Raw genomic sequence first — 10,668 nt, 5'->3', positions numbered from 1 at the left:
CGCGCCGGGCTTGGGCGCCGCGCCGTTGCCGTTCCCGGCCGGCGGTGCCGGCCGGGCGCCGCCGGACCGGCCGGCGGGCTTGCTGTCCTTGGTGACGAAGGCGTCACGCAGCCGCCGGGCAACGGGTGCCTCGACGGTCGACGACGCCGACTTCACGAACTCGCCCTGCTCCTTCAGCTTGGCGAGAACTTCCTTGCTCGTAACCCCGAGCTCCTTCGCGAGCTCGTGCACACGGGCCTTGCCTGCCACTGCTCTCCTCAACTGGTGAGGCCGGGCGGCAAAACCCGCTCGACCTCGTCCTATCGTCGCGCGTTCATGGCTTCAGCTTCACGGCTGACTCATGACGGGTCGACCTGCTTCCTTCGTTCCATCCGGACCGGGGACGCTCCCCTGTCCATGCTTCCCGGTGACCTGCCCCAGGTGCTCGCGCAGCTCCGCCGCGTCCAGCGTCCCGTGGACCCTCAGGGCCCTGGGGAACGCCCGCCGCCGCTCGGCCTTGGCCAGGCAGTCCGGCCCGGGGTGCAACCAGGCACCCCGCCCCGGCAGCCGCCGACGCGTGTCGGCGACCAGCCGCCCGTCCAGCGCGACCACTCGCAGTAGTTCACCGACGGGAGCTCGCTTCTTGCACCCCACGCACGTCCGCACCGGGGTGTCGCCCCGGTGCTTCGAGCGTGCGGTATCCGAGCGCGAGCTCCGCACCACCGTCGAGTTTAACTCCTGGCCCCTCACTCAGCCGAACCGGTTGTCGCTGCGGGCGTGGCGTCCTCCTCGGAGGCGGCCGCGTCGCTGCGGATGTCGATCCGCCACCCGGTGAGCCGGGCGGCCAGGCGGGCGTTCTGGCCCTCCTTGCCGATGGCCAGGGACAGCTGGAAGTCCGGCACCACGACGCGGGCCGTCTTCGCACGCTCGTCCACCACCCGTACCGAAACAACCTTGGCGGGGCTCAGCGCATTCCCGACGAAGCGAGCCGGATCCTCGGAGTAGTCGACGATGTCGATCTTCTCACCCCCGAGCTCGCTCATCACGTTGCGCACCCGCTGGCCCATCGGGCCGATGCAGGCGCCCTTCGCGTTGACGCCCGGCACGGTGGACCGGACGGCGATCTTGGTGCGGTGCCCGGACTCGCGGGCGACCGCGGCGATCTCGACGGTGCCGTCGGCGATCTCGGGGACCTCCAGCGCGAACAGCCTGCGCACCAGGTTCGGGTGGGTGCGCGACAGCGTGATCGACGGGCCGCGGGCGCTGCGCGACACGGTGACCACGTACGCCTTGATGCGCTCGCCGTGCTCGTACCGCTCGCCGGCCACCTGCTCGCCGGGGGGAATCACCCCCTCGGTGTCGCCGACCTGCACGATCACCATGCCGCGGGCGTTGGCCCGCGCGTCGCGCTGGATCACGCCGGCGACGATCTCGCCCTCGCGGGTGGAGAACTCGCCGTAGGTCTTCTCGTGCTCGGCGTCGCGCAGGCGCTGCAGGATGACCTGCCGCGCGGTGGTCGCCGCGATGCGGCCGAAGCCCTCGGGGGTGTCGTCCCACTCCTCGTCGACGTCGCCGTTCTCGTCCAGCGTGTGCGCGAGGACGCGCACGACGCCGGTCTTGCGGTCGATGTCGATGCGGGCGTGCGGCTGGTGCCCCTCGGTGTGCTTGTAGGCCGTCAGCAGCGCGGTCTCGATGGCCTCGATGACCGTTTCGAAGGGGATGTCCTTGTCCCGCTCGATCGCGCGCAGGGCCGCGATGTCCACGTTCACTTCGGATCCTCCTCCGGCTCGCCTGCGTTGTGCTCCGAGGCGTCCTGGTCGAGCAGCTTCAGCTCCTCGGTCGGTGGTTGCCTGAACTCGATCTCGATCACGGCCTTGGCCACGTCGGCGTAGGGCACGTCCCGGATCGCACCGGCCACCAGCACCCGCACCGAGTCCTCGCCCGCGTGCCCCACGCGGCCCACGTACTCGGCGCCCTCCCGCGGCGTGATCCGCACGAGGCGGAACCGCGAACGGCGCCAGTGGCGGGGGCGGGTCAGCGGGCGGTCGACGCCGGGCGAGGTCACTTCGAGCGTGTAGGCGCCCGCGATCAGCTGCTCGTTCTCGTCCAGCGCGGCCGAGACGGCTCGGCTGACGTCGGCGACCTCGTCGAGTCCCACGCCGTCGTCGGAATCGACGACGACCTTGACGAGCTTGCGGCGGCCCGCCTGCTGGACGTCGAGCGCGTCGAGGTCGAAACCCGCGCCGGACACGGCTTCGGCCACGATCGGCTCGAGCCGGGCGGCGAGTTCTCCAGGCACCTTGGCGCTCTCCTGTTTGGTGTGCTGTCGGTCGGTGAGGGACAAGCTTATCTTGTTGGCCCCGGTCACCGCCCGTGGTCACCGGTCCCCTGGCAGGATGGGCGCACGTGAGACCCCGTACCCGTCGTGACGTCCTGCGGGCGAGCGCCCTGGCGGCACTGGCCGCGCCCCTCGCCGCGTGCGCAACCGGCTACTCCGACGAACCGGATCCGCTGGCCCTGCTGGCCGAGCAGGCCCGCGCCGACGCCGCCGCGGCCGACGCCGTGGCCGCGTCCTCGTCCGCCGACGCGGACGTGGCGCGCCAGTACTCGGCGGCCCGCACCGCGCACGCGCGGGCCCTGCAGTCCGAAGTGGACCGGCTCAACCGGCCCAAGTCGCAGCCGGCCGTGGTCGTGCCGTCCGAGCAGGGCATGGCGGGGCTGAAGCAGCGGCTGGCCACCGCCCGGCAGCAGGCCGAGGGCCTGGTGGGCGGGCTGCCGCGGTACCGGGCCGGGCTGGTGGCCGCCGTCGCGGGCGGTTGCGCCGGGCTGCAGCAGGTCGGCACCAAGCTGGGGCCGGGCGCCGAGCCGGGTCAGGTGACCGCGACGGCGTCGGCGATCCCGCCGGAGTCGGTCGGGCCGGTGCAGCAGGCCCTGTCGGCCGAGCACGCGGCGCTGTGGATCTACGGGCTGGTCAGCGCGTTCCTGCCGGGCAACTACACCGCGGGGGTCGCCGACGGCACCGCCGAGCACCAGGACCGCCGCGACGCGTGCGTGCGGATGCTGACCGCCGCCGGCGTGGAGCCGGGCGTGGCCGAGCCCGCCTACGTCCCGCCGCGGCCGGTCACCGACGCGACGTCGGCGAAGAGCGTGGTCGCCACCGCCGAGGCCGACGCCGCCACGGCCTGGCGGGGCGTGCTGGAGCAGACCGACGACGCGGCGCTGCGGGGCGTGGCGCTGAAGGCGCTGCTCGCCTCGGCCAGGCGCGGCACACGCTGGCGCGAGGCGGCGGGCGAGCAGCCGACCGCGATCGTGCTGCCCGGCTCGGCCGCCCAAAGCTGACTGGGGGCGCGCGACGGCGCGTGACGACATAACCTTCCCCGGACACGTTCGACGCCCGAGGACGCCCCTTGCTGACCCTGACCCGCACCCTGGCCGGCCTGTCCGGGGACGGCGCCGCCCGCCTGCGCGGCCTGCTGCTGCGCCAGCTGATCCGGATGCCGCACGGGCGGCCCGGCGAGTTCGTCGTGCTGCACCTGTTCCTGGTCCCGCCCGAGCCCGGCGGCAGCCGCTACGCGCTGTACGAGGTCGCGCAACCGCTCGTCGACGAGCCGTTGCCGCAGGTGCAGGGCCGGGCGCTGAGCGAGCTGCAGTCCGCCCACGGCGATCCGCGCCTGGTGCCCGGCGCCGACCAGGGCTGGCGGGAGGCCGACCCCGGCCGCCGCGGCGTCTACCTCGGCACCGGCGCCCGGTTCACCGGCTCGCGGCCCGGCATCACCGGCACGACGATCGCCCGGCTGGTCGACCACACCGCGGTGATGTTCGTCCTGGACGAGGGGCACCAGCCGGTGTTCCTGCAGAGCTCGAAGGAGCTGGTCGTCGCGGGCGAGCGGCTCCCGCCGTCACCGGACATCCCCGCGCTGGGCAAGCCGCCGTTCCTGCTGATCGACTCGCTGGTCGCCTACCTGCGCAACGCCGGCTAGGCGCCCAGGATGCGGTGCACGGTCGAGGCCGGCACGTCCAGGACTCCGGCGATCCTGGCGGGGCCGGGCCGGCGGTCCTGCCGCACCCGCAGTGAGGTGCGGGCGACTCGGGCGGTCGGCCGGCCCGGCCTCGCCCTCCTCCCGGAACCGGCGCACCCACTTGTGCCCCGTCCATGATCCCTACAGCTAGGCGCCCGGCGCGAGGTCCAGCGCCTCCTTGCTGATGCGCTGCAGCGTGGCCTCGTCGGCGTGGCCGTCGAAGAAGGCGGACAGCACGATGGTCACCGAGGCGCCGGTGACGCGGGACAGGTAGTCGCCGTCGGCGAGTTTCGGCGCGCCCGGGATCTTCGCCGTGCCGTCGCGCACCAGGTCGTTCACGTTGCCGGTGCCGTCGGTGTCGGCGAGCTTCTTCAGCTGCTGCGCGTCCTCCGGGGTGGACATGGTGACCACCGCGACCGACACCAGCGCCCGGGTGGCCCCGCTGCTGGTCGTGTAGAGGGCGCGGGACAGCCGCTGGCACGGGTGCTGCGTGAAGAACTGCTTCACCTGCGAGTAGGAGTTCGCGGCGCAGTCGGTCGCGGCCACCGGGCCGTCGCTGACCACGAACTGGAACTCCTTGGCGGGCGACTGGGCCGCCGGCGGGGTCTCCTCCGCGGAGCCGCCGCGGACCAGCCACCACACGAGTCCCGCCACGACCGCCACCGCGACCAGTCCGGCTGCCTTGAGCAGCGGGCCGCCCGCGCGCCGGGACGGCGGCCCGGCGGGGATCCGGGGCAGCGGCGCGGTGTCGCCGCGGCCGGGAGTGAACTGCGCACCAACCACGGGGGGACACCGTAGCTCACTCGTCAGGGTGACTCACCGCAACGCGTCCACAACCCGTTCGACGTCGTCTTCGGTGTTGTACAGGTGGAAGCCGACGCGCGCCCGGCCCGCGCGGACGCTGGCCGTCACCCCGGCACGGGCGAGGGCCGCCGGATCGGCGTCCAGCGCCACGATCGCGCTGCCCCGTTCCGGCAGGCCGAGCCTGGTCAGCAGGGTGTCGGCCAGTTTGACGTCGTGCGCGCGGACCGCGGTCAGGTCCAGCGAAGCCAGGTACGGCAACGCCACCGCCGCGCCGGCGTGCGCGAACCATACCGGCGACACGTCGAACCGGCGCGGCCCCTCGGCCAGGCGCAGCGGCATGCCGTAGGTGGCCTGCCACGGGTCCTCGCCCGCGTACCAGTTCGCGGCGACGGGCACGGTGCGCTCCGCGGCGCGCGGGTGCACCGCCAGCCAGGCGCAGCCGCGCGGGGACATCAGCCACTTGTAGCCCGCGGCCACCACCCAGTCGGCCCACTCCAGGTCCAGCGGCAGCCAGCCGGCGGCCTGGGTCGCGTCGAGGGCGACCGGGACGCCCGCGGCTTCGGACTCCGCACGCAGCGCGTCCAGGTCCACCAGCGCGCCGTCCCGGGACTGCGCGACGCTCACCACCACCAGGTCGTGGCCGCGGACGGCGCCGGGCAGCTCGGCGACCGGGACCTCGGTGACGCGCGCGCCGCGGGCGGCGAACGGGAACGTCGCGCTCGTGAACTCCCCCTCCGCGGTCAGCACGCGGGCGCCCTCGGGCAGCCCGACCGCGACGCTCGCGAGCAGCTGCGACACGGCGGCGCCGATGGCGATCCGGTCCGCGGGCACGCCGACGAGCCGCGCGAAGGACTCCCGGGCCCGCGCGACGAGCGGGTCGAAGTCGCCGGGCTGGTGGGCCCCGGCGCGCCAGGCCTCGACGGACGCCGCCACCGCGTCGGCCACCGCCGCGGGCGGGATCCCGATGCTCGGGGTGTTGAGGTATCCGGCGGGGACGTCGAACTCGGCTCCGAAGGCTGTGCGCATGCCCGGACGCTAACCGACCTCCGCTGGGCGGTCACCGCGTTTTCGGCGAGACCGGCCGCCATGGCCGCGGGTGCCGCGAGCCCCGCTCCCGCCCGACGACGCCGACGTCCCGCGCCCGGTCCCGCGGCTCCGCCGCGGCGCCGCCCGCGACCAGCCACCTCGACCCGGGCACCTTCGACGTCGCCGCCGAGGCCCCGCTCCTCGTGGAGCAGGTCGAACTGCGGCTCGGCGGACGGTGACCCGGACGGGTGGTCACAGTGTTTTCACAGCGCGCGCGGGAAGACTGCGAACGTGACCAGGTTGCTGCCCAGCCCCGTGAGCACCCCGTTCACGTTCTGGTACCTGGTGGTGCTGCTGGCCACCACCGCGCTGCAGCACTTGCTCGGTGAGACGGTCTCGGCGCGCCTGCTGGAGCTGGCCAGCACCGACGCGCACAACCTGTGGCGCCGGTGGCTCGACATCGGGGTCAGCTACGGGTTCTTCGCCACCGCCGGCGCGCTCGTGCCGGTGCTGGCGCGGCGGTTCCGGATGTGGGCGGTCCCCGCGATCGAAGCCGGGATCGTCGTGATCTACCTCATAGACGGGCCGGGGACGCTGGGCGGGATCGTCACGTTCGCAGGGCACCTGATCGCCCTGCACATCGGGATGCTGGGCTGGTGGCGGTGGCTGGGGCGGCGCGGGGTCACCGGCACGCTCCCCGCGCCCGCCGGCCCCGGCGACCGCGCGCGGCCCTTGGCTGGATCGGCGGCGCGGTGAACGATGGGGGCCATGCACTGGCTCGAACTGGAGGGCGCGGTCAACGCGCGCGACGTCGGCGGGCTGCCCACCGAAGACGGCGGCGCGGTCGCGAAGCGGCGGCTGCTGCGGTCGGACAACCTGCAGGGGCTCACGCCGCGCGACATCAAGGTCCTGGTCGAGGACTTCGGCCTGACGACGGTGGTCGACCTGCGCGGCACCCCCGAGGTGACCAAGGAGGGCCCGGGGCCGCTGACGAACGTCGAGTCGGTGCGGCACCACCACTACTCGGTCCTGCCGGAGAGCGGCGGCACCACCGACGCGACGGCCGACGACATCAGTGACGCCCTGTACCTGAAGCGGCGGCAGCGGACGATCGAGCGGTTCCCCGACGACGTGATGACCGCGCTGTACCTGGGTTACCTGGAGGACCGGCCGGAGAGCATCGTCGGCGCGCTGCGCACGATCGCCGGCGCGCCGGGCGCGGCGCTGGTGCACTGCGCGGCGGGCAAGGACCGGACCGGCGTGGTGACCGCGTTCGCGCTGACGGTCGCCGGCGTGCGGCGGGACGCGGTGGTCGCCGACTACGCCGCCAGCGGCGAGCGGATCCGCGCGATCCTGGACCGGCTGCGCGCCTCCCCCACCTACGCGCCGGACCTGGACAAGCGCCCGGACGACGACCACCGCCCCAAGCCGGAGACGATGTCGCTGTTCCTCGGCGAGGTCGACCGGCGTTACGGAGGCGCGGTGAGGTGGCTGGACGCGCACGGCTTCGACGCGGCCGACGTCGCCGAGCTGCGCGGCAAGCTGCTCGGCTGAGGGCTAGGGCGCCGTCGACCCGCCGAGCGGCATCGGGTCCAGCCCGAGCTTGCGGTGGTCCCACGAGCGCACCCGCACCGGGTCGACCCGCACCACCACCCGCTTGTTCAGCATCATCTCCACCGCGGGCCGCAGCTCCGCCGAGTACGGCCCGTAGTAGCGCTCGAACACGTTGACCCCGACGGCCCAGATCTCGTCCGGGTCCTCGCTGATCACGCCGCGCCCCTCGATCGACACGCCACGCAGCGCGTCGTAGGTCAGGCCGTCCTCCACCAGCACCGTGATGCGCGGGTCGCGGCGCAGGTTGACCGCCTTCTGCGACTTGGCCTTCGTCTCCAGCCAGATCGTCCCGTCCAGCACGGCGAACCACATCGCGACCAGGTGCGGCGTGCCGTCCGCGCCCAGGGTCGCGATCGTCGCCGTCCGGCTCGCCGCCACGAACTCCGCGATCTCCGCCTCGGTCATGCGGATCTCCGCCCGCTGGTTCACTCCCACAGCGCACTCCCGTTCAGCAGGGTCAGGATCCACGCGGCCGGATCGGGATCGTCCGGCCGCAGCACCAGGTCCGGTGAGACCGGCGCCTCGTAGGGGTCGTCGACGCCGGTGAACCCGCGGATCTCCCCCGCCCGCGCCTTCGCGTACATCCCCTTCGGGTCCCGCGCCTCGCACACCTCCAGCGGCGTGTCCACGAACACCTCCAGGAACGGCAGCCCGGCCCGCTCGTGCACCTCCCGCACGCGGTCCCGGTCCGCCCGGTAGGGGCTGATCAGCGACGCCACCGCCACCACACCGGCATCGGCGAACAGGCGCGCCACCTCGCCGACGCGCCGCACGTTCTCGGCCCGGTCCTCGGCGCTGAACCCGAGGTCGGCGTTGAGCCCGTGCCGCAGGTTGTCGCCGTCCAGCAGGTACGCCGGACGCCCCGCCGCGACCAGCCGCCGCTCCAGCTCGACCGCGATGGTCGACTTCCCCGACGCCGACAGCCCGGTCAGCCACACCGTCAGCCCGCGCGTGGCACGTTCCTCCCGGCCCACCGCGGCCGCGTGCCACACCACGCGCGACGCGGGCAGCGCGGGACCGGTGATCATGCCGGCCGCGACGGTGTTCCCGGTGGTGTCGTCGACCAGGATGAAGCTGCCGGTGGCCCGGTTGCGCCGGTACGGGTCGAACAGCAACGGCTTGCGGGTGCGCAGCTGCACCCGACCGATCTCGTTGAGCGCAAGCGCTTTCGCAGTCTCGTCGCGGTGCAGCGTGTCCACGTCGAAGCGGTAGTCCAGCTTCTGCACCGCCGCCGTCGTCTCCGCCGTGGTGTGCCGGATCGTGTACGTCGCGCCGGGCGTCAGCGAACCGGCCTCGGCGAGCCAGCACACCATCGCGTCCAGATCCTGCCCGGTGTGCGGCCGGTTCGCCGGGCGGCAGATCAAGTCGCCGCGGCCGACGTCCAGCTCCCCGGTCAGCTGCACCGTCACGGCCTGCGGCGGGAACGCCTCGGTGACCGGCATCCCACCCGGCCCCCAGATCGCCGCCACCCGGCTGGACAACCCGGACGGCAGCACGACCACCTCGTCGCCGGGCTTGAACACCCCGCCCGCCACGGTTCCCGCGTAGCCGCGGAAGTCCCGGCCGCCCTGGCGGATCACGTACTGCACGGGCAGCCGCGCGTCGATCAGGTTGCGGTCGGAGGCGACGTGCACCTCCTCCAGGTGGTGCAGCAGTGATGTCCCCTCGTACCACGGCATGCTCGCCGAGCGGTGCACCACGTTGTCGCCGTGCAACGCGGACACCGGGATGAAGGACAGGTCGGTCACGTCCAGCTTCATCGCGAACCGGCGGAAGTCCTCGCGGATCTCGTCGAACCGCTCCCGCGACCAGCCCACCAGGTCCATCTTGTTCACGCACAGCACCAGGTGCGGGATTCCCAGCAGGGAAGCCAGGAACGCGTGCCGCCGGGACTGCTGCAGCACACCCTTGCGCGCGTCCACCAGGACGAGCGCGAGGTCCGCTGTGGACGCTCCGGTGACCATGTTGCGGGTGTACTGGATGTGGCCCGGCGTGTCGGCGATGACGAACTTCCGCCGCGGTGTGGCGAAGTAGCGGTAGGCCACGTCGATCGTGATGCCCTGCTCGCGTTCGGCGCGCAGGCCGTCGGTGAGCAGCGCGAGGTTCGGGTAGTCCTCGCCGCGCTGCCTGCTCGCCCGCTCCACCGCGGCGAGCTGGTCGGTGAACAGGGACTTGGAGTCGAACAGCAGCCGCCCGATGAGCGTGGACTTGCCGTCGTCCACGCTGCCGGCCGTGGCCAGGCGCAGGAGCTGGGGCATCAGAAGTAGCCCTCCTTCTTGCGGTCCTCCATGCCTGCCTCGGAGATCCGGTCGTCCGCGCGGGTCGCGCCGCGCTCGGTGACGCGCGTCGCGGCGACTTCGGCGACCACTTCGTCGGCCGTGCTTGCGGTGCTGTTCACGCAGCCGGTGCAGGTGGCGTCCCCGACGGTGCGGAACCGCACGGTCGCCTCGTACGGCTCCTCGCCGTCGAGCAGCCGCAGGAACCTGGTGTGCGCCAGCAACATCCCGTCCCGCTGCACCACCGGGCGGCGGTGCGCGTAGTAGATCGGCGGCAGCTCGATGCGCTCGGCCGCGATGTAGGACCAGATGTCCAGCTCGGTCCAGTTGGACAGCGGGAACACGCGGATGTGCTCGCCGCGCCGGTGCCGCCCGTTGTAGAGGTTCCACAGCTCCGGCCGTTGGTTGCGGGGATCCCACTGGCCGAACTCGTCGCGGAAGCTGAAGACGCGTTCCTTGGCGCGCGCCTTTTCCTCGTCGCGGCGGGCGCCGCCGAACACCGCGTCGAACCCGCCCTCGCGGATCGCCCGCAGCAGCGTGACGGTCTGCAACCGGTTGCGGGAGGCGCGCGGGCCGGTGTCCTCGGTGACGCGGCCGGCGTCGATGTCGTCCTGCACGCGGGCGACGTGCAGCCGCAGGCCCATCCGGTCGACCACCCGGTCCCGGAACTCGATCACCTCGTCGAAGTTGTGGCCGGTGTCGACGTGCAGCACGCCGAACGGCAGCGGCGCGGGCCAGAACGCCTTGGCGGCCAGCGCGAGCATGACCACCGAGTCCTTGCCGCCGGAGAAGAGCAGCACCGGGTGCTCGAAGGTGGCCGCCACCTCGCGGAAGATGTGCACCGACTCCGCCTCGAGCAGGTCGAGGTGGGACAGCTCGTAGACCGTGGTCACCCGGAAAAATTAGAACACGTTCTTGCCAGCGGTCAACCGGGCGAGCATGCTGGGCGC

Annotated in this window: 13 protein-coding genes and 1 pseudogene; 4 read left to right on the top strand and 10 right to left on the bottom strand. The window is 73.2% G+C overall.

Features of this window, described 5'->3' with window-relative positions:
- From AMY39116_RS0316365 to rimP, 4 genes are all read right to left on the bottom strand, one after another.
- On the bottom strand, nt 1-249 hold a 249-nt coding region (locus tag AMY39116_RS0316365), incomplete at its 3' end, for a translation initiation factor IF-2 N-terminal domain-containing protein (RefSeq protein ID WP_157358572.1).
- 78 nt (nt 250-327) lie between these two features.
- On the bottom strand, nt 328-591 hold the full coding sequence (locus AMY39116_RS0316360) for a YlxR family protein (RefSeq protein ID WP_027935974.1): 264 nt from the start codon (nt 589-591) through the stop codon (nt 328-330).
- A gap of 134 nt (nt 592-725) precedes the next feature.
- On the bottom strand, nt 726-1,748 hold the full coding sequence (gene nusA / locus AMY39116_RS0316355; protein ID WP_020418714.1) for a transcription termination factor NusA: 1,023 nt from the start codon (nt 1,746-1,748) through the stop codon (nt 726-728).
- Nucleotides 1,745-2,278 (bottom strand): ribosome maturation factor RimP, encoded by a 534-nt coding sequence (gene rimP, locus AMY39116_RS0316350; protein WP_027935973.1) that lies wholly within the window; start codon nt 2,276-2,278, stop codon nt 1,745-1,747. Before rimP ends, nusA begins: the two co-directional genes overlap by 4 nt.
- Nucleotides 2,279-2,385: 107 nt before the next feature.
- On the opposite strand from rimP, the gene AMY39116_RS0316345 reads away from it, so the two are divergent.
- Both AMY39116_RS0316345 and AMY39116_RS0316340 read left to right on the top strand, forming a co-directional pair.
- Nucleotides 2,386-3,318, top strand: coding sequence for a ferritin-like domain-containing protein (locus tag AMY39116_RS0316345; RefSeq protein ID WP_020418712.1), 933 nt, complete (start codon nt 2,386-2,388; stop codon nt 3,316-3,318).
- A 68-nt stretch (nt 3,319-3,386) separates the two neighbouring features.
- Nucleotides 3,387-3,959: a hypothetical protein gene (locus tag AMY39116_RS0316340; protein WP_020418711.1), complete on the top strand. Its 573-nt coding sequence runs from the start codon at nt 3,387-3,389 to the stop codon at nt 3,957-3,959.
- A 5-nt stretch (nt 3,960-3,964) separates the two neighbouring features.
- Here AMY39116_RS0316340 and AMY39116_RS47485 read toward each other — a convergent pair.
- The 3 genes and pseudogenes from AMY39116_RS47485 to AMY39116_RS0316325 all read right to left on the bottom strand — a co-directional run.
- Nucleotides 3,965-4,130: pseudogene (locus AMY39116_RS47485) on the bottom strand (leucine zipper domain-containing protein); the annotation flags it as partial.
- A 15-nt stretch (nt 4,131-4,145) separates the two neighbouring features.
- Nucleotides 4,146-4,781, bottom strand: coding sequence for a hypothetical protein (locus AMY39116_RS0316330; RefSeq protein ID WP_020418709.1), 636 nt, complete (start codon nt 4,779-4,781; stop codon nt 4,146-4,148).
- Between the two features lie 33 nt (nt 4,782-4,814).
- Complete coding sequence (locus tag AMY39116_RS0316325; RefSeq protein ID WP_020418708.1) at nt 4,815-5,828, bottom strand: aminotransferase class V-fold PLP-dependent enzyme; 1,014 nt, start codon at nt 5,826-5,828, stop codon at nt 4,815-4,817.
- Between the two features lie 291 nt (nt 5,829-6,119).
- Here AMY39116_RS0316325 and AMY39116_RS0316320 point away from each other — a divergent pair, with 291 nt between their 5' ends.
- On the top strand, nt 6,120-6,584 hold the full coding sequence (locus AMY39116_RS0316320) for a hypothetical protein (protein WP_235716145.1): 465 nt from the start codon (nt 6,120-6,122) through the stop codon (nt 6,582-6,584).
- A 12-nt stretch (nt 6,585-6,596) separates the two neighbouring features.
- Entirely contained in the window at nt 6,597-7,382 is a 786-nt protein-coding gene (locus AMY39116_RS0316315; RefSeq protein ID WP_020418706.1) for a tyrosine-protein phosphatase, read from the top strand.
- Nucleotides 7,383-7,385: 3 nt separating this feature from the next.
- Here AMY39116_RS0316315 and AMY39116_RS0316310 read toward each other — a convergent pair whose 3' ends face one another.
- The 3 genes from AMY39116_RS0316310 to cysD are packed head-to-tail and all read right to left on the bottom strand — an operon-like array spanning nt 7,386 to nt 10,611.
- Nucleotides 7,386-7,847 carry a pyridoxamine 5'-phosphate oxidase family protein gene (locus AMY39116_RS0316310; protein WP_235716144.1) on the bottom strand — a complete coding sequence of 154 codons (462 nt, stop codon included), beginning with the start codon at nt 7,845-7,847 and terminating at the stop codon, nt 7,386-7,388.
- Nucleotides 7,848-7,867: 20 nt separating this feature from the next.
- Complete coding sequence (gene cysC / locus AMY39116_RS0316305; protein WP_020418704.1) at nt 7,868-9,700, bottom strand: adenylyl-sulfate kinase; 1,833 nt, start codon at nt 9,698-9,700, stop codon at nt 7,868-7,870.
- Nucleotides 9,700-10,611: a sulfate adenylyltransferase subunit CysD gene (cysD, locus tag AMY39116_RS0316300; protein WP_020418703.1), complete on the bottom strand. Its 912-nt coding sequence runs from the start codon at nt 10,609-10,611 to the stop codon at nt 9,700-9,702. The genes cysC and cysD overlap by 1 nt, the downstream gene beginning before the upstream one ends.
- Nucleotides 10,612-10,668: the final 57 nt, after the last annotated feature.

The sequence above is a fragment of the Amycolatopsis sp. ATCC 39116 genome (assembly GCF_000231075.2).
Lineage (GTDB): Bacteria > Actinomycetota > Actinomycetes > Mycobacteriales > Pseudonocardiaceae > Amycolatopsis_E > Amycolatopsis_E tucumanensis.
This window is presented reverse-complemented; position numbering and strand designations above follow the sequence as displayed.

What these genes read in the sequence shown, in the direction of transcription:
- AMY39116_RS0316325 (WP_020418708.1), bottom strand. Translation starts at nt 5,828, where the DNA reads ATGCGCACAGCCTTCGGAGCCGAGTTCGACGTCCCCGCCGGATACCTC.
- AMY39116_RS0316315 (WP_020418706.1), top strand. Translation starts at nt 6,597, where the DNA reads ATGCACTGGCTCGAACTGGAGGGCGCGGTCAACGCGCGCGACGTCGGC.
- AMY39116_RS0316310 (WP_235716144.1), bottom strand. Translation starts at nt 7,847, where the DNA reads ATGACCGAGGCGGAGATCGCGGAGTTCGTGGCGGCGAGCCGGACGGCG.
- cysC (WP_020418704.1), bottom strand. Translation starts at nt 9,700, where the DNA reads ATGCCCCAGCTCCTGCGCCTGGCCACGGCCGGCAGCGTGGACGACGGC.